Source organism: Tsukamurella sp. DT100 (assembly GCF_049844855.1).
Classification (GTDB): domain Bacteria; phylum Actinomycetota; class Actinomycetes; order Mycobacteriales; family Mycobacteriaceae; genus Tsukamurella.
In genome coordinates, this window is sequence record NZ_JBNCLV010000010.1 from 125,880 (window position 1) to 149,099 (window position 23,220).

35 protein-coding genes are annotated in these 23,220 nt (G+C 70.4%); 27 read left to right on the forward strand and 8 right to left on the reverse strand.

Annotated elements, in window-relative coordinates; genetic code table 11:
- Window positions 1-4 precede the first annotated feature (4 nt).
- Window positions 5-1,303 (forward strand): thymidine phosphorylase, encoded by a 1,299-nt coding sequence (locus ACLQ3K_RS21810; RefSeq protein WP_426001531.1) that lies wholly within the window; start codon window positions 5-7, stop codon window positions 1,301-1,303.
- Here the strand turns inward: ACLQ3K_RS21810 and ACLQ3K_RS21815 are convergent.
- Together ACLQ3K_RS21815 and ACLQ3K_RS21820 are read right to left on the reverse strand one after the other, a co-directional pair.
- Complete coding sequence (locus tag ACLQ3K_RS21815; protein ID WP_426001532.1) at window positions 1,300-2,226, reverse strand: D-2-hydroxyacid dehydrogenase family protein; 927 nt, start codon at window positions 2,224-2,226, stop codon at window positions 1,300-1,302. The genes ACLQ3K_RS21810 and ACLQ3K_RS21815 overlap by 4 nt on opposite strands.
- A gap of 5 nt (window positions 2,227-2,231) precedes the next feature.
- Window positions 2,232-2,726 (reverse strand): MarR family winged helix-turn-helix transcriptional regulator, encoded by a 495-nt coding sequence (locus tag ACLQ3K_RS21820; protein ID WP_426001533.1) that lies wholly within the window; start codon window positions 2,724-2,726, stop codon window positions 2,232-2,234.
- A gap of 107 nt (window positions 2,727-2,833) precedes the next feature.
- On the opposite strand from ACLQ3K_RS21820, the gene ACLQ3K_RS21825 reads away from it, so the two are divergent.
- From ACLQ3K_RS21825 to ACLQ3K_RS21840, 4 genes are all read left to right on the forward strand, one after another.
- Window positions 2,834-4,495: a DHA2 family efflux MFS transporter permease subunit gene (locus ACLQ3K_RS21825; protein WP_426001534.1), complete on the forward strand. Its 1,662-nt coding sequence runs from the start codon at window positions 2,834-2,836 to the stop codon at window positions 4,493-4,495.
- An 86-nt stretch (window positions 4,496-4,581) separates the two neighbouring features.
- Window positions 4,582-5,841 (forward strand): sensor histidine kinase, encoded by a 1,260-nt coding sequence (locus ACLQ3K_RS21830; RefSeq protein ID WP_426001536.1) that lies wholly within the window; start codon window positions 4,582-4,584, stop codon window positions 5,839-5,841.
- 10 nt (window positions 5,842-5,851) lie between these two features.
- The gene (locus ACLQ3K_RS21835; RefSeq protein ID WP_426001537.1) at window positions 5,852-6,478 is read left to right on the forward strand and encodes a response regulator; all 627 of its coding nucleotides are present in this window, start codon (window positions 5,852-5,854) and stop codon (window positions 6,476-6,478) included.
- Window positions 6,479-6,522: 44 nt separating this feature from the next.
- The gene (locus ACLQ3K_RS21840; RefSeq protein ID WP_426001538.1) at window positions 6,523-7,641 is read left to right on the forward strand and encodes an adenosine deaminase; all 1,119 of its coding nucleotides are present in this window, start codon (window positions 6,523-6,525) and stop codon (window positions 7,639-7,641) included.
- Between the two features lie 39 nt (window positions 7,642-7,680).
- Here the strand turns inward: ACLQ3K_RS21840 and ACLQ3K_RS21845 are convergent, their stop codons facing one another.
- Window positions 7,681-9,015, reverse strand: coding sequence for a primosomal protein (locus ACLQ3K_RS21845; protein WP_426001539.1), 1,335 nt, complete (start codon window positions 9,013-9,015; stop codon window positions 7,681-7,683).
- A 178-nt stretch (window positions 9,016-9,193) separates the two neighbouring features.
- Here ACLQ3K_RS21845 and ACLQ3K_RS21850 point away from each other — a divergent pair, with 178 nt between their 5' ends.
- Window positions 9,194-10,570, forward strand: a complete 1,377-nt coding sequence (locus tag ACLQ3K_RS21850) for a recombinase family protein (RefSeq protein ID WP_426001540.1) — start codon at window positions 9,194-9,196, stop codon at window positions 10,568-10,570.
- An 11-nt stretch (window positions 10,571-10,581) separates the two neighbouring features.
- Here ACLQ3K_RS21850 and ACLQ3K_RS21855 read toward each other — a convergent pair whose 3' ends face one another.
- From ACLQ3K_RS21855 to ACLQ3K_RS21875, 5 genes are all read right to left on the reverse strand, one after another.
- Window positions 10,582-11,058: a hypothetical protein gene (locus ACLQ3K_RS21855; protein WP_426001541.1), complete on the reverse strand. Its 477-nt coding sequence runs from the start codon at window positions 11,056-11,058 to the stop codon at window positions 10,582-10,584.
- Complete coding sequence (locus tag ACLQ3K_RS21860; RefSeq protein WP_426001542.1) at window positions 11,048-11,278, reverse strand: DUF3263 domain-containing protein; 231 nt, start codon at window positions 11,276-11,278, stop codon at window positions 11,048-11,050. The genes ACLQ3K_RS21855 and ACLQ3K_RS21860 overlap by 11 nt, the downstream gene beginning before the upstream one ends.
- On the reverse strand, window positions 11,272-11,706 hold the full coding sequence (locus ACLQ3K_RS21865) for a hypothetical protein (protein WP_426001544.1): 435 nt from the start codon (window positions 11,704-11,706) through the stop codon (window positions 11,272-11,274). Before ACLQ3K_RS21865 ends, ACLQ3K_RS21860 begins: the two co-directional genes overlap by 7 nt.
- Before the next feature lie 49 nt (window positions 11,707-11,755).
- Complete coding sequence (locus tag ACLQ3K_RS21870) at window positions 11,756-12,421, reverse strand: hypothetical protein (protein WP_426001545.1); 666 nt, start codon at window positions 12,419-12,421, stop codon at window positions 11,756-11,758.
- 247 nt (window positions 12,422-12,668) lie between these two features.
- The gene (locus ACLQ3K_RS21875; protein ID WP_426001546.1) at window positions 12,669-13,628 is read right to left on the reverse strand and encodes a hypothetical protein; all 960 of its coding nucleotides are present in this window, start codon (window positions 13,626-13,628) and stop codon (window positions 12,669-12,671) included.
- 181 nt (window positions 13,629-13,809) lie between these two features.
- Here ACLQ3K_RS21875 and ACLQ3K_RS21880 point away from each other — a divergent pair, with 181 nt between their 5' ends.
- The 21 genes from ACLQ3K_RS21880 to ACLQ3K_RS21980 all read left to right on the forward strand — a co-directional run bounded on the left by ACLQ3K_RS21880 (window position 13,810) and on the right by ACLQ3K_RS21980 (window position 23,164).
- Window positions 13,810-14,055 carry a helix-turn-helix domain-containing protein gene (locus ACLQ3K_RS21880; protein WP_426001547.1) on the forward strand — a complete coding sequence of 82 codons (246 nt, stop codon included), beginning with the start codon at window positions 13,810-13,812 and terminating at the stop codon, window positions 14,053-14,055.
- A complete protein-coding gene (locus tag ACLQ3K_RS21885; RefSeq protein ID WP_426001548.1) occupies window positions 14,052-14,258 on the forward strand; it encodes a hypothetical protein in 207 nt (68 codons plus the stop codon). The genes ACLQ3K_RS21880 and ACLQ3K_RS21885 overlap by 4 nt, the downstream gene beginning before the upstream one ends.
- The gene (locus ACLQ3K_RS21890) at window positions 14,255-14,458 is read left to right on the forward strand and encodes a hypothetical protein (RefSeq protein WP_426001549.1); all 204 of its coding nucleotides are present in this window, start codon (window positions 14,255-14,257) and stop codon (window positions 14,456-14,458) included. Before ACLQ3K_RS21885 ends, ACLQ3K_RS21890 begins: the two co-directional genes overlap by 4 nt.
- Complete coding sequence (locus ACLQ3K_RS21895; protein WP_426001550.1) at window positions 14,455-14,619, forward strand: hypothetical protein; 165 nt, start codon at window positions 14,455-14,457, stop codon at window positions 14,617-14,619. The genes ACLQ3K_RS21890 and ACLQ3K_RS21895 overlap by 4 nt, the downstream gene beginning before the upstream one ends.
- Window positions 14,616-15,062, forward strand: a complete 447-nt coding sequence (locus ACLQ3K_RS21900) for an HNH endonuclease signature motif containing protein (RefSeq protein WP_426001551.1) — start codon at window positions 14,616-14,618, stop codon at window positions 15,060-15,062. Before ACLQ3K_RS21895 ends, ACLQ3K_RS21900 begins: the two co-directional genes overlap by 4 nt.
- The gene (locus tag ACLQ3K_RS21905; protein WP_426001552.1) at window positions 15,059-15,823 is read left to right on the forward strand and encodes an exonuclease domain-containing protein; all 765 of its coding nucleotides are present in this window, start codon (window positions 15,059-15,061) and stop codon (window positions 15,821-15,823) included. The genes ACLQ3K_RS21900 and ACLQ3K_RS21905 overlap by 4 nt, the downstream gene beginning before the upstream one ends.
- Complete coding sequence (locus ACLQ3K_RS21910; protein ID WP_426001553.1) at window positions 15,823-15,972, forward strand: hypothetical protein; 150 nt, start codon at window positions 15,823-15,825, stop codon at window positions 15,970-15,972. The genes ACLQ3K_RS21905 and ACLQ3K_RS21910 overlap by 1 nt, the downstream gene beginning before the upstream one ends.
- Window positions 15,969-16,217: a hypothetical protein gene (locus ACLQ3K_RS21915; RefSeq protein WP_426001555.1), complete on the forward strand. Its 249-nt coding sequence runs from the start codon at window positions 15,969-15,971 to the stop codon at window positions 16,215-16,217. Before ACLQ3K_RS21910 ends, ACLQ3K_RS21915 begins: the two co-directional genes overlap by 4 nt.
- Window positions 16,214-17,230 carry a YqaJ viral recombinase family protein gene (locus ACLQ3K_RS21920; protein ID WP_426001557.1) on the forward strand — a complete coding sequence of 339 codons (1,017 nt, stop codon included), beginning with the start codon at window positions 16,214-16,216 and terminating at the stop codon, window positions 17,228-17,230. The genes ACLQ3K_RS21915 and ACLQ3K_RS21920 overlap by 4 nt, the downstream gene beginning before the upstream one ends.
- 13 nt (window positions 17,231-17,243) lie before the next feature.
- Window positions 17,244-18,269, forward strand: coding sequence for a recombinase RecT (locus tag ACLQ3K_RS21925; RefSeq protein WP_426001559.1), 1,026 nt, complete (start codon window positions 17,244-17,246; stop codon window positions 18,267-18,269).
- Window positions 18,270-18,272: 3 nt separating this feature from the next.
- Window positions 18,273-18,710 (forward strand): DUF7171 family protein, encoded by a 438-nt coding sequence (locus ACLQ3K_RS21930; protein WP_426001561.1) that lies wholly within the window; start codon window positions 18,273-18,275, stop codon window positions 18,708-18,710.
- Window positions 18,711-18,947: 237 nt separating this feature from the next.
- Window positions 18,948-19,100 carry a hypothetical protein gene (locus tag ACLQ3K_RS21935; RefSeq protein ID WP_426001563.1) on the forward strand — a complete coding sequence of 51 codons (153 nt, stop codon included), beginning with the start codon at window positions 18,948-18,950 and terminating at the stop codon, window positions 19,098-19,100.
- A complete protein-coding gene (locus ACLQ3K_RS21940) occupies window positions 19,097-19,432 on the forward strand; it encodes a DUF3850 domain-containing protein (RefSeq protein WP_426001565.1) in 336 nt (111 codons plus the stop codon). The genes ACLQ3K_RS21935 and ACLQ3K_RS21940 overlap by 4 nt, the downstream gene beginning before the upstream one ends.
- Entirely contained in the window at window positions 19,429-19,773 is a 345-nt protein-coding gene (locus ACLQ3K_RS21945; RefSeq protein ID WP_426001566.1) for a hypothetical protein, read from the forward strand. Before ACLQ3K_RS21940 ends, ACLQ3K_RS21945 begins: the two co-directional genes overlap by 4 nt.
- Window positions 19,770-20,045, forward strand: coding sequence for a hypothetical protein (locus tag ACLQ3K_RS21950; RefSeq protein ID WP_426001568.1), 276 nt, complete (start codon window positions 19,770-19,772; stop codon window positions 20,043-20,045). The genes ACLQ3K_RS21945 and ACLQ3K_RS21950 overlap by 4 nt, the downstream gene beginning before the upstream one ends.
- Window positions 20,042-20,248, forward strand: a complete 207-nt coding sequence (locus ACLQ3K_RS21955) for a hypothetical protein (RefSeq protein WP_426001570.1) — start codon at window positions 20,042-20,044, stop codon at window positions 20,246-20,248. The genes ACLQ3K_RS21950 and ACLQ3K_RS21955 overlap by 4 nt, the downstream gene beginning before the upstream one ends.
- A complete protein-coding gene (locus tag ACLQ3K_RS21960; RefSeq protein ID WP_426001572.1) occupies window positions 20,245-20,778 on the forward strand; it encodes an NUMOD4 motif-containing HNH endonuclease in 534 nt (177 codons plus the stop codon). The genes ACLQ3K_RS21955 and ACLQ3K_RS21960 overlap by 4 nt, the downstream gene beginning before the upstream one ends.
- Window positions 20,779-20,781: 3 nt before the next feature.
- Window positions 20,782-21,051 (forward strand): hypothetical protein, encoded by a 270-nt coding sequence (locus ACLQ3K_RS21965; protein WP_426001574.1) that lies wholly within the window; start codon window positions 20,782-20,784, stop codon window positions 21,049-21,051.
- Window positions 21,048-21,695 (forward strand): hypothetical protein, encoded by a 648-nt coding sequence (locus ACLQ3K_RS21970; RefSeq protein WP_426001575.1) that lies wholly within the window; start codon window positions 21,048-21,050, stop codon window positions 21,693-21,695. The genes ACLQ3K_RS21965 and ACLQ3K_RS21970 overlap by 4 nt, the downstream gene beginning before the upstream one ends.
- Window positions 21,696-21,818: 123 nt before the next feature.
- A complete protein-coding gene (locus ACLQ3K_RS21975; protein WP_426001577.1) occupies window positions 21,819-22,022 on the forward strand; it encodes a hypothetical protein in 204 nt (67 codons plus the stop codon).
- The gene (locus ACLQ3K_RS21980; protein WP_426001578.1) at window positions 22,022-23,164 is read left to right on the forward strand and encodes a hypothetical protein; all 1,143 of its coding nucleotides are present in this window, start codon (window positions 22,022-22,024) and stop codon (window positions 23,162-23,164) included. Before ACLQ3K_RS21975 ends, ACLQ3K_RS21980 begins: the two co-directional genes overlap by 1 nt.
- Window positions 23,165-23,220: the final 56 nt, after the last annotated feature.

A 23,220-nucleotide genomic window follows, 5' to 3' on the forward strand; every position in this document is an offset into this window, starting at 1 on the left:
CCACATGACCGAAGTGTTCGACGCCGTCTCCATCATCGCTGCCAAGCGCGACGGAAAGGCCCTCACCGACGGCCAGATCGACTGGGTGATCGACCGGTTCACCTCCGGCGAGGTCGCCGACTACCAGATGTCGGCGCTGGCGATGGCGATCTTCCTCAACGGGATGGACCGCCGGGAGATCGCGCGCTGGACCGCGGCCATGATCGCCAGTGGCGAGCGCATGGACTTCTCCGGCCTGCGCCGCGACGGCCGCCCGCTCGCCACCACGGACAAGCACTCGACCGGCGGCGTGGGCGACAAGATCACCCTCCCGCTGACCCCGCTCGTCGCGTCGTACGGCGTCGCCGTGCCGCAGCTCTCGGGCCGCGGCCTCGGCCACACCGGCGGCACCCTCGACAAGCTGGAGGCGATCCCCTGCTGGCGCGCCGACCTGACCAATGAGCAGATGTTCGACCAGCTCGAGAAGGTCGGCGGCGTGATCTGCGCGGCCGGATCCGGGCTCGCGCCGGCCGACAAGAAGCTCTACGCCCTGCGCGACGTCACCAGCACCGTCGAGGCCATCCCGCTGATCGCCAGCTCGATCATGAGCAAGAAGATCGCCGAGGGCACTGCCTCGCTCGTGCTCGACGTCAAGGTCGGCAAGGGCGCCTTCATGAAGACCGCGGAGCAGGCGCGCGAGCTCGCCGAGACGATGGTCGCGCTCGGTCACGACTCGGGCGTGAACACCGTCGCGCTGCTCACCGACATGTCCACCCCGCTCGGCCGCACCGCCGGCAACGGGCTCGAGGTCGCCGAGTCGCTCGAGGTCCTGGCCGGCGGCGGACCGTCGGACGTGGTGGAGCTGACGCTCGCCCTCGCGCGGGAGATGCTCGCCCTCGCCGGCGTCGACGCCGACCCCGCCGAGCACCTCGCCAACGGGAAGGCGATGGACAGCTGGAAGGCGATGATCGCGGCGCAGGGCGGCGACCCGGACGCGCCGCTGCCGGTCGCGCAGCACACGCGCACCGTCGCCGCGCCCGCCTCCGGCGTCCTCGCCGAGCTCGACGCCATGGGCGTCGGCATCGCCGCCTGGCGCCTCGGCGCGGGCCGCGAGCGCCAGGGCGAGCCCGTGCAGGCCGGGGCCGGCGTCACCTGGCATGCGACCGTCGGCGACACCGTGACTGCGGGGGAGCCTCTGTTCACGCTGCACACCGACACCCCGGAGAAGTTCGACGGTGCCGTCGCCGCCCTGGACGGCGCCGCCGCCATCGGCGAGTCCACGGTGCCGCGCGGCTCGCTCGTGCTGGACCGGGTGACCGCCTAGGGATTCATGACGCGGACGGGGGCGCCCGCGAGATAGGCGCGGACGTCCTCGGCCGCGTCCGCGTAGAAGGTCCGGTACTGCTGCTCGGTGACGTAGCCGACGTGCCCGGTGAGGACGGAGTTCGGCACGTCGCGGATCGGGTCGTCGGCGGGCAGCGGCTCCGCGTCGAAGACGTCGAGGGCGAGGCGGATGTCGCCCCTGCGCGCCGCCACCGCGGCGGCCGGAGTGTCGAGCACGCCCGCCCGCGAGGTGTTGACCAGCAGTGCGCCCGGCTTCATCCGGGCGATGTCGGCGGCGCCGACGATGCCGTGCGAGCGGTCGGAGAGCACGTAGTGGATCGTCACGACGTCGGCGCGCTCGAACAGCTCCTCCTTGCTCACGGCCGTCGCCCCGACCTCCGCCGCGCGCTCGGCGTCGATGTTGCTGGACCAGGCGATCACCTCCGCCCCGAAGGCGTTCGCGACCCGGGCGACGCGCCGCCCGAGCCCGCCGAGGCCGACGATGCCGAACGTGCTCTCGTGCAGTTCCTTCCCGACGGTGCTCTGCCACCGCCCGGCGCGGATGTTCGCGTCCTCGGTCGGCACGTGGCGCAGCGCCGCGAGGATCAGCGCCCAGGTGTGCTCGGCGGCGGCCGCGGGTCGGTACCCGGTGTGGCACACGGTGATCCCGAGTTCCGATGCGGCGGCGAGGTCGATCGCGGCGTTGCGGCGGCCCGTCGACACCAGCAGTCGGAGGTCGGGGAGGGAGCGGAGCACCTCGGCGGGGAAGCGGGTGCGTTCCCGCATGGCGACGACCCCGTCGAACCCGGCCAACTGGCCGGCGACGTCGGTGAGCGGCTCCGTGAAGACGGTGACGTCGAGGCCGGAGAAGTCGCCGTACTCGCGGGAGACGTCTTGGTAGTCGTCGAGGATCGCGATGCGCATGGGTCTCAGGGTAGTGCGCGCGGGGCGGGTTCGACGGGGCGCTCGAGGTGGCCGTTCGTGGCGATCAGCATCGCGTCGAGGAAGCCCTGGAAACGCTCCAGCTCGGCCGCGGAGTAGCGCGCCATGACGGCGCCGACCTCGACGCCGAGCGGGCTGAAGAACTCGTCCGCGAGCGACTGGACCTCGGGGCCGCTGCGCAGCGTCACCACGCGGCGGTCAGCGTGCTCCCGGGTGCGGACGACGTGGCCGGCGCGCTCGAGCCGGTTCAGGACCGCGGTGGTGGCGGGGTGGGACCTGCCGATCCGCTCGCTCAGTCGGGCCGGCGAGATCGGCGTGCCGCTCTCCTCGGCGGACAAGATCTCGAGGAGGGCCTCGGCGTCGGTGGAGTGCAGGCCCAGCCAGGCTGCGAACTTGCGGCTGAGCTCGCGGAAGGTCGCGCCGTAGCTGAGCAGCGACTCGGCGAGCCGCTCCTGTTGACCCGGTTCGACCCGGTCGCTCATCTGCCCCTCCTGCGGTCGGCCCACGACGCCGACCCGTCTCGGTTGACAACCTACCGCGCCCGATCTAGTTTCTTGGTGGAATTATTCCACAATGGAAGAAGGTTGCCATGGAAGGCTCGCCACAGGGTGTCGCCACGGGGGAAGTCGTGCCGACGCGGCGGCAGTGGATCGGCCTGCTGGCGATCGCGCTCGGCGTCGCGCTGATCGTCGTCGACACCACGATCGTCAATGTGATCAACCCGTCGATCATCGCCGACCTCGGAGCGGGATCCACTGCGGCGCAGTGGATCCAGGAGTCGTACGCGATCGTCTTCGCGGCGCTGCTCCTGGTCGTCGGTCGCGTCGCCGACATCCACGGAGTGCGCCGGGTGTTCACCGCGGGCGTCGTGGTCTTCGGCGTCAGCAGCATCGCGGCCGGGATCGCTCCGGGGACCGAGGTGCTCATCGTCGCGCGGTTCGTGCAGGGCGCCGGTGCTGCGATGATCCTGCCCACCTCGCTCGCGCTGCTCAACGCCACCTTCACCGGCAAGGCCCGCGGCCAGGCGTTCGCGATCTGGGGATCCACGATCGGGGCCGCAGCGGCCCTGGGGCCCTTGCTGGGCGGTTGGCTGGCCGAGCACTTCTCCTGGCGCTGGGCCTTCGGGATCAACGTGCCGCTGGCGGTGCTGATCATCGTCGGCGTCGTACTCTGCGTCGATCGCGCGCCGCGCGTCGCCGGGCGGTTGGACGCCCTCGGGGCGATCCTCTCCGTCGCCGGACTGGGTCTTCTCGCCTTCGGCCTGATCGAGGGCCGCACCTACGGATGGTGGACCGTCACCCGTCCGCTGGACGTCGCCGGCCGCCACTGGGCGAGCGGACCGTCGCCCGTGCTCGTCGCGCTCGTGCTGAGCGCGCTCGCGATGACCGGCTTCGTCGCTCGACAGGTGTTGCTGCGCCGGCGCGGCGACGTGGACAAGGCCCTGATGGACCTGCGGCTGTTCTCGATCGCCTCGTTCCGCAACGGCAACGTCGCGACGCTCATCATCGGCGTCGGGGAGTTCGGCATCATCGCGGTCCTGCCCCTGTGGCTCCAATTCACGCTGGGCTACACCGCGATGCAGTCGGGCCTGCTCCTGGTCCCGATCGCCGTCGGCAGCTTCGTCGCCAGCGGTGCGAGCTTCGGCCTGGCGGACAAGAACGTCACGCCCCTCGCGATGCTGCGGCTGGGCCTGGCCTTCGAGGTCGTCGGCCTCGCCGGCCTCGCGTTCGTCGCCGCGACGGACACGAATTGGTGGGTGCTCTCGCTGGTCCTCGCGCTGTACGGCGTCGGCGTCGGCTTCGCGACCGCGCAGGTCACGAACGTCGTCCTCGCCGACGTGCCGGCGAGTGAGGACGGCCAGGCCGCGGGCATCCAGAGCGCGTTCCGGCAGCTCGGCTCCGCCCTGGGCATCGCGATCCTCACCACCGTGTTCTTCACCGCGCTGAGCTCGCGGTCGGAGACCTACCTGACCGACCATGGGATGGGTCCCGAGCAGGCTGACGCGCTGTCCGGCACGCTCGCGGACAGCGCCGGCGCCGCGATCGGCGGTTTCGCCGCCGATCCGTCCACCGCCGTCGTGGCGGACGCAGGCCGCAGCGCGATGACCGACGGCATCATGGTGGGCGGCTATGTCGCGGCGGCCTTCGTTCTGCTGGGCCTGGTCGCGTCCCTGTTGATCCCGCCGATGACCGGCGAGGTGGGCGACGACGGGAGCGGCGCGAAGGACGCCCGCCCGCACGTCGCCGCCTGATCCGGCGGAGGGTAGTGCTGGCACCACCCCGGATTCTCCGGCTGGGGCCAGGGACTCGCGCCCGCGGCGTGCATAGCGTCTACGGCATGATCGATTACGTGACCCCGTCCCCGGCGCAGTCCGAGCCCGCGCGCGGCGCGCTCGCCGCGCCACTCCGCGAGCCGCTGCGCTTCCTCACCACGTCCGCGCCGTGGCGCGGCCTGGCCTACTTCGCCGGGTCGATGATCGTCGGGTGGGTGCTCTTCTTCCTCTACGTCGTGGTTGTGCTGCTGCCGTTCGCGCCGGCGTGGTCGTTCGGGCTGGCGAAGTTGGAGCGGCTGCGGGTCACCTGGTTGGGGGAGCAGGCCATCGGGGACCCGCACCCGCCGGTGTCCGGCAACCTGTCCACCCGCGCGGGCGCGCGCCTCGGCGAGCGGGCCACCTGGCGTGAGGTCGCGTACTCGCTGCTCCTCGCAGTGCTCACCCCGATCGTCTTCCTCGGCGCGGTGATCGGATGGACGATCGGCGGCGGGCTCGTGATCGCTCCCTTCCTCGACGGCGAGGTCAACGTCATGGGCACGGCGATCGACAGTGTCGTCAGCCAGGCGGTCTGGGGCGCGATCGGCGCGGTGATCTGTGCGGCGGGGCTCTACATCACGTACGCGGTCTCGGTCGCGCAGGCCGCCACCGCGCGCCTGTTGCTCGGCCCCACCGAGGAGGAGCTGCAGCGCCGCGTCACGACGCTGGAGGCCTCCCGCGGCGTGCTGGTGCACTCCTTCGAGGGAGAGCGGCGCCGGATCGAGCGCAACCTGCACGACGGCCCGCAGCAGGACCTCGCGAGCCTGTCCATGCAGCTCGGCGAGCTGCAGCAGAGCCTGCCGGAGACCGCCGACGAGGCCCTGCGCGGCCAGGTGTCCGAGGCGCAGGCCCGGCTCGAGCGCGCCATGGCGGGCCTGCGGGACACCGTCCGCGGCGTGCACCCGCAGGTGCTCGACGATGCCGGTGTCGAGGCGGCGTGCGCCGAGCTCGGCGGCGCGATCCGGGTCGACGTGAGCGCGGGCGAGGGTTGGGCGCCCGGCGGCCGCCTGCCCGCCGAGATCGAGCAGGCCATGTACTACACCGCCAGCGAGGCCGTGACCAACGCGATCAAGCACGGCGGCGCGAGCACGGTGCGGATCACGTTCGCGGCGGGCGCGCTCGGGGTGTCGATGACGGTCATGGACGACGGTACGGGTGGGGCGGATCCCGCCGGCGGCACGGGCCTGGCCGGCCTGATCGAGCGGGCCGAGTCCATCGGCGCGACGCTGACGGTGCTGAGCCCGCCCGGAGGGCCCACGACGCTCTACTGGGCGAAGGCGATGTCGTAGGCTGCGCGCGATGCGCATTGCAATAGCCGAGGATTCCGTGCTGCTGGCCGAGGGGCTGCAGCGGATCGTCGAACGGGCCGGCCACGAGGTGGCCGGCCTGCTCGGCGACGCCGATGCGCTCCGGGCGATCGATCCCGGCACCGTCGACCTGGTGCTGACCGACGTCCGGATGCCGCCCGGGCACGGCGACGACGGGCTTCGGGCGGCGCTGGATCTGCGGGCCGGCCGCGCGGGCCTGCCGGTCCTGGTGCTGTCCCAGTACGTCGCCGCCGCGTACGCGCGGCGGCTGCTGGACTCCGGCGGCGGCGTGGGCTACCTGCTCAAGGAGCGGGTCGGCCGCGTGGACGATTTCCTCCGCGCCCTCGACACCGTCGCGAGCGGGGGAGTGGTGGTCGACCCCGAGGTGATCTCCAAGATGTTCACCCCGACGGTGCTCGACCGCCTCACGCCCCGCGAGGGCGAGGTGCTCGCCCTCATGGCGGAGGGGCGCAGCAATGCCGATATCGCTGCGGCGCTGGTGGTCTCGGACGCCGCGGTGGCCAAGCACGTGGCGAACATCTTCGCTAAGCTGGACCTGCCTCCGGAGGAGGGGAACCGCCGCGTCCGCGCCATCCTCACCTATCTCACGGAGCGATAGCCGCGCCGACCGTGTTACGCACCGGTAGCCGGTACCTTGACCCTATGGCGAATCCCGTTGGCCCCACCCCCATCGACCTGCAGGCCCTGCGCCGCGCGCCCAAGGTGCTGCTCCACGACCACCTCGACGGCGGGCTGCGTCCCGCCACGGTCCTCGAGCTGGCCGCGGAGACCGGCTACGCGAACCTCCCCGCCACCACCGAGCCCGAGCTGGCCGCGTGGTTCCGGGACGCCGCCGACTCCGGCTCGCTGGTGAAGTACCTGGAGACCTTCGAGCACACCGTAGGCGTGATGCAGACGCCCGAGGCGCTGGCCCGGGCGGCGCGCGAGTGCGCGGAGGACCTCGCGGCCGACGGCGTGGTCTACGCCGAGGTGCGGTTCGCGCCCGAGCAGCACCTGGAGGGCGGCCTGTCGCTCGACGAGGTGATGGAGGCCGTGCTCGCGGGCTTCGCCTCGGGTGAGTCGGCGGCGCGCACCGCTGGCCGCCCGATCGTGGTGCGCTGCCTCGTGACCGCGATGCGGCACGCGGCCCGCTCGCGCGAGATCGCGGAGTTGACGGTGCGCTGGCGCGACCGCGGCGCCGTCGGCTTCGACATCGCCGGGGCCGAGGCGGGCTTCCCGCCCAGCCGCCACCTCGACGCCTTCGAGTTCATGCGGGATCACTCCGCCCCCTTCACCATCCATGCGGGCGAGGCCTTCGGGCTGCCGTCGATCCACGAGGCGCTGGCCTTCTGCGGCTGCGACCGCCTGGGGCACGGCGTGCGCATCGTCGACGACATCGCGGGCGTCGAGCCGGGATCCACCGATTTCTCCGGCGCGGTCCTCGGCCGGGTGGCGGCGCGGGTGCGGGACGCGCGCATCCCGTTGGAGCTGTGCCCCAGCTCCAACGTCCAGACCGGCGCGGTCGCCTCGATGGAGGAGCATCCCTTCAACCTGCTGGCGCAGTTGCGCTTCCGCGTCACAGTGAACACCGACAACCGGCTCATGAGCGACACCACCATGAGCGCGGAGATGCTCAAGCTGGTCGAGACCTTCGGCTACGGCTGGACCGACCTGCAGCGCTTCACCATCAACGCGATGAAGTCGGCGTTCCTGCCCTTCGACGAGCGGCTCGCGATCATCGACGAGGTGATCAAGCCCGGTTTCGCGGTGCTGATCGGCTGACGCCGGGGTACCCCGCGGTGGTGGCGCCGCGGGGTCCGGTCACTTGGAGGTGAGCCGGTCCTCGAAGTCGTGCTCGAGCGCCCGCCACGCCTCGGCCTCGTTGTCGAACGGGCCCGACGGGGCCAGCCGGCGCGGCTGCGGGTCGAGCGCGTAGGAGACGAAGAAGCCCAGCGGAGTGGTGGGGCGCAGCGCTTCCCGCACCGAGGCGTCGTCCGCGAAGTCGGCCGAGTCCAGCAGCAGCTCCACCGCGAGGTCCAGCTGATCGCGGTCGATGCGCCGCGGACCGTCGGCGATGTCCTCGCCGATCCCGGGCAGCACGTAGACGTTGTCGTCGTAGACCTCGATCTCCAGCGAGCCGTCGGTCGCGGCCACGCGCACCTCGTCGAAGGTGGAGACCGACGAGAGGTCGGTGTCGTCGTCGTCCGCGAGGTACCGGGCCAGCGCGCCCTCGGAGTCGAAGACGTAGATCTTGCCCTTGCGGCCCAGGAAGACCGGGCTGTCGTCGAGGTAGCAGCGCAGCGTGTAGTACTCGCCCGTGGAGGTGATGATCTTGATCGGGTCGATGCCGACCTGACCCCAGAAGGAATCGTCATCCTCCTCGTCCTCGAAGTCCTCGTCGGCGCTCTTCGCGAGCGTCACCCCGTCGTCGGCGTCGGCTTCGTCGCCCTCGTACTCGTCGTCGTCCTCGTCCAGGTCGTCGGTGTCGAGACCCGGCACGTCGTCGAGGTCGTCGTCCAGATCCGCTGCGTCGGCGGCGAGCGCGGCGGCCTTCTCCTCGGCCTCCGCGAGCTCCTGCTCGGCGGCCTCGGTGAGGGTGGCGGACACCTTCGGCGCGCTGACGACGCCCTCGATCGCGTCGATCACGTCGTCCCACTTGCGGCTGATGATCTGGCCGACCTTGTGCCACATCTCCGCGCCCTCGCGGCCCTCGAAGTTGCGGGTGCCGATGCGCACGGTGCCCAGCACCGGGTTGCCGTTGAAGAACTTGGTGACGTCGATCAGCTCGCACACCTCGCCGATGAGGCCGACGATCTCGAGGGTGTCCTCGAGTTCGGCGATCACCTCGGGGGTGGGCTCCTCGGCGGCGAGTTCCGGCACCGAGATCAGGTCGAAGCTACGGTCGTCACGCGGGACGAAGGCCTCCGCCGGCAGGGTGGTCAGGGCCTCCCAGGCCGGGTGGTCGTCCAGGTCGTTCGCCTTGCCGCTGCGGGCGAAGGCGACCAACTCGGCGACCGACGAGAAGCCGTACAGATCCTCGTCGAGGCCCAGGAAGGCCTCCCATTCGTCCTCCCCGTCACGCCACCGCGGTGCCCACAGGGTGTACACCGGGCCGTCGGTGAGGCCGAGCTCGATCGGGACGATGTCAGACGCCATGGCGCCCAGCGTAGTGCACCGGGCCACCTCGGCGTCGGCTGGAGGATCCGACCGCACGAGGCTCAGCCGGTCGGGCGGAAGAAGCCGTAGAACTGCTGGCCGATGTTCTCCGTGCGGATCGCGGAGATCTGCACCGGATCGCCCGCTTCAGACAAGTGCATGTATAGGTTCAGATATGATGACCAGCATGGATGCGGTGATCTACGCCCGGGTGTCCCAGGATCACGGGACGAGGTCCGTGCAGGAGCAGGAGCGGGAGTGCCGCGAGTTCTGCGATCGCCAGGGCTGGAACGTGACCCGCGTCCTCACCGACAACGACATCGGCGCCAGCCGCTACAGCGGGAAGGACCGGCCCGCGTACCGCGAGCTGAAGGAGATCCTGAGCCCGGGCGACGTCCTCGTCACGTGGGAGGCCAGCCGAGCGCAGCGCGACCTCGCGGCCTACGTCGAGCTGCGGAACCTGTGCGCGGACCGTGGCGTGAAATGGGCGTACAACGGCCGCGTCTTCGACCTCTCCGACGGCGACGACCGGTTCGGCACGGGCCTCGACGCGCTGCTCGCGGAGAAGGAGGCTGAGCAGATCCGCGCCCGCGTGCTCCGCGGGAAGCGGTCGGCGGCGGCGGAAGGGCGGCCCCATGGGAAGAACCCGCCGGGCTACCGGCCGGTCCGCGATCCGCGCACGGGCCGCACGGTCACGTGGGAGCCCGACGAGGTCGCGCCGGTGATGCAGGAGGCGGCCCGCCGGATCCTCGCGGGCGAGACGCTGCGGGAGGTGACCCGCTGGGCGAACGAGCACGGTGTGACGGGCACGCACAGGCAGATGCGCGACCGGCTCCACCTCGCGTCTTATGCGGGCCTGCGCGTGCATCAGGGGAAGGTCGTCGGTGAGGCGAACTGGCCGGCGCTGTGGTCGCCGGAGCAGCGCGATCAGATCATCGCGGCGTTCGCTGACCCGGCCCGCCGCGCGAGCGGCGGTGGCGGCGTGCCGGTGCGGCACCTGCTGGCCGGGATCGCGCGGTGCGGCGTGTGTGGCGCGGGGATGCGTCACTACTGGCCGCCGTCGGCCCAGAAGATCAGCGCGCCACCGGCGTACGCGTGCAGCGACGGGCTGCACGTGAGACGGCAGGCGAAGCCGCTCGAGAAGATGGTCGTGCGCGCGACGCTGGCGCGGATCCGGAAGATCGACCGGGCGCAGCTCGGCGACGACGGTGGTGTGATGGCCGCGGCCGCGCGCAGGGAGGCAGTAGACCTCCAGGCCCGCCTGGACGAGTTCACGCTCGCCGCGGCGGAGCCGGGCGGTCCTTCGCCCCGCGCGCTGGCGGCGATCGAGAAGAAGCTGCAGCCACAGATCGACGCCGCGCTGGCGCGAGCTCGGGCGTCGTATCGGTCTCCGCTCATCGGGCGGCTGGCAGAGAACCCGGACGACTGGGACGAGCTGACGGTGGTGGAGAAGCGCGAGGTGATCCAGTCGATGTTGACGGTGCGCGTGATGCCGACGACGGCCCGGGGCGTGGCGAAGTTCCGCCCAGCCGACGTGCTGATCGAGCGAATCTAGCCGAGGATCGTCTACGGGCAGTAGCTGGCCTCGCGCGGGTCGGCACCGTGTTCGCGGAGCGCGGTGATGATCGCCGCGAGGTCCTTGTTGAAGTCGGTGGTGATCATGTCGCGGCCGTCGGTGATGACCTTGTAGGTGCTGTTCACGTAGCCCTCGGTGCACGCGCGGCGCCGTAGCGCGGTGTCCGATCCCCAAGTCCCGCTCGACAGGGTCAGCTTGACGCCGCTGAGGGTGCAGTCCTGCCCCTTGGTGCCGGTGGTGCACTGCGCGCCGGCGGCGGTGAGCGCGTCGGTGAGAGAGACCGCCTTGGCCTTCGCGGACCCGGGCGGCGCGGCGGGTGAGGTCTCGGCGGACGTGGCGGCGACCGAGGGCGCCGGCGCGGTGGTCGGCGAGTCTGTGCTGGAGCAGCCCGCGGCGAGCGCGAGCAGCGCGGCTGCGGCGCTGGAGGCGATCGTCGTGCGGGTGGGCCTCCGGAGGTCAGTCGTCATCGTGGTTGGCCCTTCTCGGCGCGCGGATACGTTGCAGGCGGCGGACGGTCGTGGGGGAGTAGGCCACCGCCTCGGGATCATCCAAGCACCGGTTGAGCAGCTGGTAGTACCGAACCGGCGACACCCCAAACGCGGCGGTGATCGCGTCCTCCTTCGAGCCGCGCTGCCGCCACCATGACGACTCGAAGTCGAGCATCGCGCGCTGCTGGTCGGTCAGCATGGCCGGTCCTCCACCTGGGCGTCGACCCACGCTCGTTCGTCGTCGGTGAGCGCGCGGACGCGGGCGAGGAGTGTCGGCAGGTCGACCCACAGCTCGTCGGCGACCTCGGTGGCGTGCCGGGCCCAGCGGAGGACGTCGACGAGGTCCTCGAGCTCGATGAGCCGGCGCGCGGCGATCTCGTGCACCGTGGTCTCCTCGCGAGCTCGGAGGACCGGGTCGCGGGGGTACACGCGGCGTTCGTCGTGGACGAGCTCGTGCGCGATGGTGCAGCGTCGTTCGGCTTGGGTGAGGTCGTCGGCGAGCTGAATCCGCCGGCCGTTGATGCACCCGGCGAGCGTGGTGTGGCCGACGTCGCCGAAGCGGATCTCCAGCCAGTTCCGGGCGCGGGCCTCCCGCCACGGGTGCCAGGCTCCTCGTTCGATCGTCATGCCCGATGTTGTACACGTACGGACCGACAGAAACCGCTCTGACCAGGAACTACACGGATGTAAGTTCGCGTCGAAACGCCGTAGATTCGGGGAGTGCCTTCGAGGGAACCGCCGCGTCTGCGGCCAGGAGCGCGCGCAGCATTTCGTCGACGGTCGAAGTGTCGGACAGGCCCAACTCGACGAGGTCGCGTCCGAGGTTCGACTCGAAGCCCGGAACCGAATAGGGCACATTCCAGACGGCGTTCGCCCCGACGCCAGGGGCCGCCACAATCAGGGTGGCAGAGTCATCCGAATCCATCTGGTCGCGGATCCAACCGAGTGTGTCAGTCGGTAGGGCCACGATGATCAGCCTTTCCTCGGTGCTGAGCAACGGCTGTTTCGCGCGTTCCGCGTCCGTCCAGATGCCATCGTCGACGGCCCCTGCGGCGAGTCCCGCAAGATGCTCACGATCGCTCGCATCGCCATTCGGAGGACCGTACATCCTGATCAGGTACTCGTTGCCGTACGGGTCGGTGCGTGCATGTTCCTCGTGGACGTAGACGTTGGGCGCGCCCACATCGTCAGTCGAGGCACCAGCGAACCGGAGGATCTCGGGGGTGTCATTCACGATGTCGGTGCTCGTCGTGCGGCCGGCTGCCAGCCCCGGGAGCTGCGGACTGTGAATCGACCAACCGAACCCTTCGTAGTTGGTGAACACCAGGTGAAGGTTCTTCATAGCCCTAGCACCTCCTTCGCTTCCTCGATCGTGAGACCTGCGTCCTTGACGAGGATCCTCTTGAGTTCCTGCCCAGCGATGGTCCGCTTGGCGTGGTATCCCCAGCGTATCTGAGGCCTGCCTTCGGCGACTAGCCATACGTGGCTCCCACTTTGCGATCCCGCGAGCTTGGAGTAACCGAGCTTGGCGCAGAGGATCTTGCGCAGAACGTAGTTGGCCTTGTGCGAGGGCCACGGCGACGCCATCATCACGCGCCGCCCTCCGGGCCTTCGGGATCGGGGAGCTCGCCGGCCTCGTCCTGCGCGCGCCGGACCTTCCGGCCGACTGGCTCTGCGCCGAGATCACGGGCGGCCAACTCGAAGTCAGCCTGGTCGGCGTCCAGGACACCGCGGGCTCGCAGCCAACGGCTGAACACGTTGTTGAAGAAGTTCGCCGAGTCCAGGTGGACATCGTCGCCATGGCGGTCACGCGAGGCTTCCTCGAGCTCGCCGATCGCTCTGCGGACGTCCTCGAATTGCTCAAGCTGCGACCAGTCGATTCTCGACTCCCAGTCTTCACCGAGGGCTGCGCGGACGCCCATGCCCGTCCCTTCGATGCCGAGGGACATGCCGAGTCGGAGTCTTTGGGTGGCGTACCGCTCGGAGTCCTGCCGAACACGTCCCTGGACCGACTCGAACTCAGGCCCGCTCACGATGTCGGAATACCGTGCGACCGAGTCGAGCAGGTCGCCGATGTACGGCATCTGGGATCGGATCCCGGCCTTTGACCATGGCTCCACGGCCGCTTCGGCGTGGTCGAGGATCTTCTCCGCCAGGTCCAGGTTCGCCGCCAGGAGGCGGTACTCGCGCGTCGGCCGAGCGAGTCGCGCTGCCTGCTGGATGTACTCCGGATTGCCCTTGGAGGACGGGAGCAACAGCGACTCCTCGCGGCGATCCATCCCGACGGGAATGAGGGCGGCGAGGCCTTCACCCAAACGCGCGGGCGTGGGGTCGCCGCCGTCGAGGATGGCTTCAACGCTGCCTGGTTGCCAGTCCAGGGCGCGCTCAAGGTCGCGGCGTTTGCTCGCGCTGAGGACCGACGTCCTACCGTTCTCGAGCTCACGTTGCTTGGTCGCCGAAGGCCCGCCGCGCTCCTGCACCTGCTGCTGCGTGAGGCGCAACTGCACGCGTCGGGCGGCGACCTCGTTGCCGAGCCTTTCCCAATCCATGCCCCCATCCTGTCAGGACATGTGGCGACAGGTCTATCGGCAGATCGACAGATTCTGACCAGCAGCCTTCGAACAGTCTGCTTCTTACACGTCTGTCATTCTGCAGGCCAGATCGGAGAAACCTGTTCGAAAATCGACGGAATGCTGGCATCTGTCGGTATCTGTCGGTAGTGTCGGCGACATGATCAACGAACCCGTCGGACCGCAGATTCGAATCAGAGACTTCAGGGAGGGGCTAGGGCTGTCGGTAGCGGCTCTGGTTGAGCGGATCGCTGAGCAAGGCGTAGAGGTCCATCCCGACACGATCCGCAACGTCGAGCTGGGCCATAAGAAGGCGAGTCGCCCGCTCATGACCGCCTGGAGCAAGGCGCTCGGCCTCACGCCGCTGAATGTCTGGCAGCCCGATCGTGAGGCTGTGTCGGCATGACGGCGCCGGACCTCGACGCCGAGATCGAGGCGTACGTCGACGAGCTCACCCGGGACTGGCCGCCGCCCGACTCCCCGCAGCAGCTCGCGGTACTACGCCGCGTCTTCGGCCCCCACCTCACCCAGGAACCGGCAGCGGGCCACTCCGCCAAGAACAGCCCCGCCGCCGGCCGCCACACCTCCATCAAGGGACATGCAGCGTGAACATCCTCGCACCCACCAGCCCCGCGTTCGATCTGACCGCCGACGAGCTCACCGAGCGGCACGCCGAGCTGCCGCTCATCGACCAGATCCAGCGCCAGCGCGAACTCAACGCCGCCGACGGCATCGTCGACCTCGTCCTCCCGCCCGCCGCCCTGGACCGGCTCGCCGCACTCCGCGTCGGAGAGGCGGTCGCAGCATGAACGGCCTCACCATCCTCGGCCTCGTCGGCCTGATCGCGATCCTGCACCTGCTGGTGCTCGAGCTGGCCGACGCGAGGCGCGACGCCCGCGCCCGGCGCGTGGCCGCCGACCGCAGCCGCCACCCCGCGGTGTGCGCGCGCCGGATCGGCGGTGCGCGATGAGCCGGGTCACGGACCCCGTCGCGCACATCAAGGCGCGGATCACGGTCACCGACGCAGAGTGCTGGGAGTGGCAGCAACGATGCAACCGCCACGGCTACGGCGAGGTCAACCTCACGGCCCTGCGTGAGGCTGGAATCTCGAAGCGCGTTCACGTCATCACCTACACGCTGCTCGTGGGCCCGGTGCCCGACGGCCTCGAGCTCGATCATCTCTGCCGCAACACCAAGTGCTGCAACCCGAGCCACTTGGAGGCCGTGCCGCACTTGGTCAACGTCGAGCGCGGGGAGCTTCGCGCTCGGCATCTCGAGTACTTCGCCTCTCAGACGCACTGCAAGAACGGCCACGAGTACACGCCCGCGAACACCCACATCAGGACCGATGGCCGTCGAAGGTGCCGGACGTGCAACCGCCTGTGGGCGGCGCGTAAGGCGGTGTCGGCATGACGCGGTGGAGCGAGACCTTCGCCTGGCACGACGGCCGGATGGTCACCTACGACTGCGAGACGACCGGTCTCGGGCCGCGTCCGGAGGTACTGGATGCGCCGCCGCAGCGGATCGTCACGGCGTGCTTGATCCTGCCGCGCACGGCGCCGCGGCAGTGGCTCCTCAATCCGGACTGCGAGTTCGAGCCGCAGGCCGTCGAGACGCACGGCGTGACGCCGGATCACGCGGCTGAACACGGCATGGACTACCGGACGGGTGTGCAGCAGATCGCGGACGCGATCGACGAGGCGACGCACGGCGCCGCTCTGGTGGCGTACAACGTGCCGTTCGATCTGACGCTGTTGGTGCGGGAGTGCGCGCGTCTCGGCATCGGGTTCACGGTGCCGGAGTGGATCGTTGACCCGCTGGTCCTGGATCAGGCGCTGAACCGCCGGAAGGGCGCGGGCGCCTACAAGCTGGAGGCGGTCGCCCGCGCGTACGGCGTGGAGCTGACGGCCGCGCACACGGCCGATGCGGATGCGCGCGCGGCGGGGAACCTGGCGTGGCACATGGGTCGGGCCGCCGCGGCGCAGCGCGGGCCGTTCGCCGCGCTGCACGGGATGACGTTCGAGCAGCTGCTGGCGTGGCAGGCCGCGGCGGCGCGGCGGAAGAAGGACTCGCTGCGCGCGTTCTGGCAGGGCCAGGGTGATCTGCGTTGGGAGACCGTCGATTCTGGGTGGCCGCTGTTGGAGAACCCGCCGTTCGCGAAGGCGGTGGCGTGATGGCGATCGTGTGGTCGCCGGCCGATCCGGCGTTCCCCGAGCCGAAGGGCCCGCACTGCGAGGTGTGCCTGACGTGGACGCCCGACGGCGACCTGTGCGCCGCGTGCGCGCGGGCCGAGGCCGAGTGCCAGGCGGCGGTGGCGTCGTGATCGAGCTGGAGCGGGTGGCCGCGCTGCCGCCGGTAGTGCCGGCCTGGTGCGAGGACATGGCGGAGCAGCTCCAGGCCGCGGAGGGCGTCTGGTTCAAGTGGCCGCGCACCGGGTTCCCGGGCGAGGGCGCGGCGGACGCTGAGCGGGACGAGTTCCGGCGCCACTTCGGCGACGCCGACGGCTACCTCATCGTGAAGCGCGACGGACGGTGGTTCGTCAGCTTCCGCGGGGTGATCACCCGATGACCGCGCCGTTCTGGGCCGAGCACGCCGAACTCGCCGGCCACTACAAGGACCGCGCCGAGTGGCTGGAACTGCGCCGCACCGGCATCGGGTCGTCGGACTGCTCCGCAATCCTTGGCCTCGGCAAGTACGGGTCGCCGTTCTCCGTGTGGGTCGACAAGACCGCCCGCGGCGTGGACGACGACGGCCCGTCGGAGGCCATGGAGTGGGGCAACATCCTCGAGCCAGTAATCCGCGACGAGTTCGCGCGCCGCACCGAGCTGGACGTCACCGCGTGCCCGACGCTGCGATCCCTCGAGCGGCCGTGGCAGCTGTACAACCCCGACGGCCTGGTGCTCACCGAGAACGTGCTCGTCGAGATCAAGAACGCCAGCCAGTGGCTCGCGCACGAGTGGGTCGACGGCGAGGTACCGGATCACGCGGAGCTGCAGGTGCAGCACGGCTGCGCGGTGACGGGCGCCGACGGCGCGTACGTCGTGGGCCTGGTCGGCGGGAACCGGCTCCGCTGGGAGTTCGTGCCGCGCGACGACGAGCTGATCGCGCTGATCAACGAGGCCGAGGCCCGGCTGTGGGACGAGCACATCGTGCCGGACGTGCAGCCGGCGATCGACGGCAGCTCCGCGACGGAGCAGGCGATCGGCGCGGTGTGGGCCCGGCAGCACGGCGTGGAGCGGGTGACCGATCGCCCGCTCGCCGTCGCGGACGCGGTGCTCGATTACCGCGTGGCCCAGGCCGATGAGAAGGCGGCGCTCGCGCGGAAGGCCAAGGCGAAGAACGAGCTGCTGGCGTTGATGCAGGGCGCGGACGTCCTCACCGACGAGGCCGGCGAGCCGCTAGTGCGGCTGCAGCGCGGCCAGTTCCGCGAGAAGGACTTCATGGCCGAGGAGCCGACCGCCCCGGAGTGGCTCCACAAGGTCGAGGTCGTCGACCGCGCCCGGATGAAGACCGAGAGCCCCGACCTGTTCCGCCGCTACCAGTCCGTATCCATCCGAATCCCCAACCCGAAGAAGAAGTAGGAGAACCGAATCCATGGGAACCAACCTCGCGCAGCGGGCGCAGCAGTCCGTCGCCAACCAGCAGGCCGGCGGTCAGCCGACGCTGCAGCAGCTCATCCAGCGGATGCAGCCGGAGATCGCGAAGGCGCTGCCGCGGCACATGAATCCCGAGCGGATGGCGCGCATCGCGACCACCGTGCTCAAGCAGACCCCGGCGCTCGCCCGGTGCACGCCGGAGTCGTTCCTCGGCGCGCTGCTCACCGCGTCGCAGCTCGGCCTCGAGCCGGGCCCGCTCGGCGAGGCGTACCTCGTGCCCTACGGCAACACCGTCACGTTCATCCCCGGCTACAAGGGCCTGATCAAGCTGGCCTGGCAGTCCGGCGCCCTGCAGGACATCCACGCCCAGGTCGTCTACGAGCACGACGACTTCGACTACCAGCTTGGTCTGCGCCGCGACCTGGTGCACAAGCCCGCCACGGGCGACCGCGGCGCCCCGGTCTACGTGTACGCCGTCGCGGTGTTCAAGGAGGGCGGCTTCGCGTTCGAGGTGCTGTCGATCCCCGAGGTCGAGGCGATCCGCTCGCGGTCGCGGGCTGGCCGGAACGGGCCTTGGGTGACCGACTGGGCGGCGATGGCGAAGAAGACCGCGGTGAAGCAGCTCGCGAAGTGGCTGCCGATGTCGACGGAGCTGACGCAGGCGTCGGCGCTCGACGAGACGCAGCGCGACGGTACGGACGCTCACGCCGCGGACATCGTCGACGTGGTGCCGCAGGTGCCCGCCGAGATCGAGGCGCCGCCGGTCGTCGACGCGGAGGCGGCGGAGGTCTTCGAGGAGACCGCGGGCCCGAAGAAGGCGACGAAGGCGCAGCGCGACCGGGTCCAGAAGCGGTTCGACGACGAGAAGCTGCCCGACGACATGATCCCGGACGCCCTGACCTCGTGGGCCGGCCGGGAGGTGACGGGGCTCGACGACCTCACCTCCGACGACATCACCGCGATCGACGCCGCGTTCGCGCAGCGAGACCAGGCCGCAGCCGCAGCCGACAACGAAGGGAAGTAGATCATGCAGGTCAACACGGTAGACGGTGCGTCCGAGGGCGCGGGCGGCTCGAAGTGGAAGTTCGCAGGCTCGCCCGAGGACCTCTTCGAGCACCACCCGCAGGTCGGCGAGATCCGCGTGCTGCAGGTGACGGTCGAGTGCACCTCGGTCGGTACGGAGCAGCTCGCCAGCGGGACGCGAGACTTCGCGAAGTTCGCGGTCCGCGAGACCACCGTCGGCAACGTCGGGACGCTCAAGGGCCGCAAGGGCCCCGACGGCGAGATCCCGGGGCAGATGAGCATCGACGACGACCCGAACGAGCTGCCGCGCGACGAGTACGGCGACTACGTGCCCGACGCCGGCGGCGATCACGTGCCGCCCGCCGCGGACGTGCTGCCCGAGCGGGACGGCGAGGGCCGCGTGCCCGAGAACGTCACCGCGATGTTCTCCGACGGCGCCTGACGACGCCTCGTCACCCCATGACCCGGGCGGCGGCGCGCCGGCCCACTCGCGGCCCGCGCCGCCGCCCGGTTCCATGTCCATCCCCTCGAAGGAAGACCCCGATGATGTACCGCTCCGAAGAGCACGTCGCCGCCCTCGCGCAGGAGCTCGCCGACGACCTCATGTTCAACCCCAGCCTCGACGAGGTGCTGGCGAAGGCCGAGAGCCTGTGCGCGGACCCGCAGCTCGCCGGGCAGGTTGATCCTGACGCTGGCGGCGTGGATCCCGCTGACCGACACGGTCGCGGAGCGCACGCGCCGCGTCGCGATCGTGGCCGGGGCGCGCCTCGGCCTCGGCTACACGAACCGGCAGATCCCCGGCGCCGACGACACGATCGGCGGCGCAGCATGAAGCACCTCCTGAAAGTCGAAGACCGCTGGCTGCAGCGGGTCCGCGCACACGAGAAGACCGCCGAGGTGCGGTACGACGACCGTGACTTCCAGGCCGGCGACACGATCGAGTTCCTGACCGCGGACAACGGCTTCTACACCGGCGTCGAGCGTCGGATCACGCACGTTCTGCGCGGGGTGGAAGGGCTCGACGACGGGTACGTGATGCTGTCGCTGGAGGACGATCGCGCTGTCGACGCACTCAAGCGCGCAGAGAAGGCCGAGCGGGCGAACGCGCCGTTGCGCGGCACCATCACCCGCCTCACCCGCGAGCTGAAGGAGGCCCGGTCGTGACGCGCGCGCAGAACGTGTACCGGATCGTGAACTGCCGCTCGTGCTCCGCGCGCGTCATCTGGACCGTCACCAACCCCGAGCTGAAGTCCGGGCACCCCATGATGGTCGACGCCGACCCGCACCCGAACGGCAACATCCTCCTCGCTCGCGACCCCAGCATCGCGCACAAGCCGGGGGAGCCGGTCCCGGTCCGCGCCACCGTGATGCGGCCCGGCCAGATCGCCGGCGCCCGCGCCGACGGGAACGTCCTCTACCGCAGTCATTTCGCGACGTGCCCGCACGCCGACCAGTGGCGGAAGGGCAACGCTGCCCGCCACGCCAAGAAGGGCGGCCGACGGTGACCGCGACGAAGCACAGCGCCGAGGCGTTCCTCGTCGTCGACCCCCAGCAGGACTACGAGGAATCGGACACCACATGGGGCGTCTACGGCTCCCTGCAGGCCGCGAAGATCGCAACTCCCCGCCTCCGGCGGCACCGCCTCATCCACTGGAACACCGACCGAGACACGGAAATCCAGCGCTGGCGCGGCGACCAGCTCATCGGCACCTGGACCTACCACGGCAACCCCGACAGCGCGCTCCACGGCACCTGGACCTACGAGGAGCACCCGTGATCCACCACCCGATCGGCACCGTTGTGCGCGTCCTCCGCCTCGACTCCGGCCAGGTCCAGCACATGCCCGCCCTCGGCGTCGCCGTGTTCGGGATCGTCAAGGCCGGCCCCGTGAACGGCCTATACGCGATTCTGTTGATGACCAACGAGGTCGTGCACGTCCCCGTGCAGCTCATCACCTCTACGAAGGGCGAGGACGCGTGAGCGAGACGTGGCGGGCTGTTCCCGGCTACGAGGGTCTGTACGAGGTGAGCGACCACGGCCGCGTGCGCAGCGTCGCTCGGAAGATTCAGCAGCGCAACGGACATCTGCTCACGGTCCAGTCGCGGGCGATCAGCCAGCACGACGGCGGTCCGCGAAACGGGAGCCATCGGCGCACCAGACTGTTCCGCGATGGACACGGGAGGACGGTCTGGGTCCACCGGCTGGTGCTGGAGGCGTTCGTCGGTCCAGCGCCGGAGGGCACGGAGTGCTGCCACAACGACGGCAACCCAGCCAACAACCACCTGATCAACCTGCGGTGGGACACGCGCCAGGAGAACGCGCTCGACGTCGTTCGTGCCGGCGAGCACCACATGGCGTCGAAGACCCACTGCAAGAACGGGCACGAGTTCACGCCCGAGAACACCACCTACATCGGGCCACGCAGGTGGCGGCACTGCCGCGCCTGCAATCGAGCCCGCACTGCTGCCAGCCGGCGCAAGCGCGCCGGTGCCTCTACCACGAAGGACTGAACCATGCCGCAGCCGAAGGGCCTCCGCCTCGGCAACCCCGACGACCATGACCCGCTCGCCGTGCAGCGCGCCCTCACCGCGTACCGCGGGCCGCTCCGCCAGCCGAGCCCCGTCCACGTCACCGACCCCGCCGATCGCGCCCGCATCGTGCAGCTCGTCACCGAAGGCCAACTCACCCGCACCCAGGCCGCCCGCCTGCTCCACTGCTCCGGCAGCGCGATCAACGCCTACCTGGCCGAGCTCGCTCTCATCGTCATGGAGTCGGCAGCGTGACGCCCCTGACCGCCGACCAGCTCACCGCGCTCCGGTGCTTCTCCAGCTTCACCGAAGCGGTCGCGCTCGTCGCCGACCCGACCGCCGCGGCGATCACCACGATGAAGCCCGTCGACGGCTACTGGGTTGCCGGAGCCATGTCCGGCGGCCACATCGGGCCCGACGGAATCCACGTCACGCTCCACCCCGGTGACCACCAGAAGGACATCGCGGTCACCGTCCCCGAGCTCCAGGCGTGGTCGCGCGCCCTCCCGGACTGGGTCCGCACCGGCACGCCCGGAGTCATCGACGACTCCCACCTGACGTTCTTCCACCAGTTCACGATGGCCCGCTGCGCCAACCCGACCCGGCCCGCGCGACACCCGGTGTCCACCGGCACCGGCCACGTCCGCACGATCCGGATCTGCCGCACCCCGTGGTCGAAGTACGCGGCGATCGAGCACGTCAGCCGCGGCATGACGAACTACGGCGTGGACTTCCCGTACCCGTGCCGCTGGTGCATGCGCTGGGTCATCTACCCCCGCACCGACCCCCACCGCGTGAACGCCGCCGTCGCCGAGCTCACCCGCCTCGGCGTGATCCTGGAGGACGTCCACGTCGTGCCGGCCGAACCCGAGTACGTCGGACAAGGGATGCTCTGGTGACACACAAAACGCGGAGCAAATACGATTAGTGCACTGAAAAGCGATACGCTATCCGGTGAAAACGAAGGGAGCGCACCCGTGATCCTCACGCCCTGGGTTGCTGACCATCCGACCCTCCTCGACATGCCCACCCGGCCCCGCGCCGTGTACCTCACCCTCGCCGTCCACGCCGACGCGCAGGGCGCCCCCGACAGCTCCGTCGACGCCGCCACCGTCGCCCGGCTCTCGTACAAGCAGACCCGCGACACCCTCGTCGCCGCGGGCCTCCTCGAGCAGCAGCCCGACGGCCGCTGGCGAGTCCTCACACCACGACTGCAGGAGGTCTGATGGCCCGCGAGCACGCACCGATCCGCCTCGATATCTGGGGCGACGACGACTGGACCGACCTTCTCTCGCCGGCCGCGCAGCACCTGTACTTCGTGCTCCTGACCAGCCCGTCGCTGTCGTATGCCGGCGTCGGGGACTGGCGGCCCGGCCGCATCGCGCAGCTTGCCCGCGGATGGACCACGCGCGCTGTGCAGGCGGCGGCCGCCGAGCTCATCGAGCACCTGTTCATCGTCGTCGACGAGGACACCGAGGAGTACCTGATCCGCTCGTTCGTCAAGCACGACGGCCTGCTGAAGAACCCGAAGGTGTCCGTGTCGTTCGCCAACGCGTACGCCGACCTCGCGTCGCGTTCGCTGCGCGGCGTGATCGTCCACCAGCTGCTCCGGCTGCACGAGAAGCAGCCCGCATTGAAGGGCTGGGGCGTCGATCGCGTGGCGGAGATCCTGACCCGCAAGACGGTCGATCCGGCGGCGCTTCCGATGCCGCAGGGGGTAGCGCAGGCGGTCGGTTGCGGGGAGCGGAACCCCCACAATCACCCCGTAGGTTTAGGGGAAGGTTTACCCCAAGATTTGGGGGAAGGTTACGGGGTGGGTTACCCCCAAACCCAGGGGGAAGGTTTGGGGGAGGGTTCCCTACCAGCTCCTGCTCCAGCTCCTAGCTCCAGCTCCAAAGAAGGTGGTTACGTAAGTAGGGAACGTTACGAGCGCGAACAACTTTCGCCCGGCAACGAACCACCACCTTCCAGCTGCCCGCGCCACCCGAACGGCACGGCCGACGCCTGCGGCGACTGCCGCACCGCCCGGCTCGCCGCCGAAGCCCACGCCGCCACCGACCGAGCCCGAGCCGCCGAAGCCCGCCGAGCCGACCGCGAAGCCCAAGCCGCCGCACGCCGCACCGCCATCGACGCCTGCACGCTCTGCGACCCCGACGGCTACCGCGGCACCCAGGTCTGCGACCACGACCCCGAAACCGACGACCGCCGCGCCCGCGGCATGGCCCAAATCCGCGAAGCCCTCGCCGCCCGCCAACAGCCCAACCCCGACGAGCCCGCAGACCAGCCAGCAGACGACCCCGAAGCCCGCGCCCAAGCACGAGCCGAGGTGACGGGCAGGGCGCCGGTCGAGGTCTCGCCTTCCGTGTGAAAACTACGATAAAGTCGAAACTAATCCGTCGGTCGTGAGTCGACCCCCATCCCAGG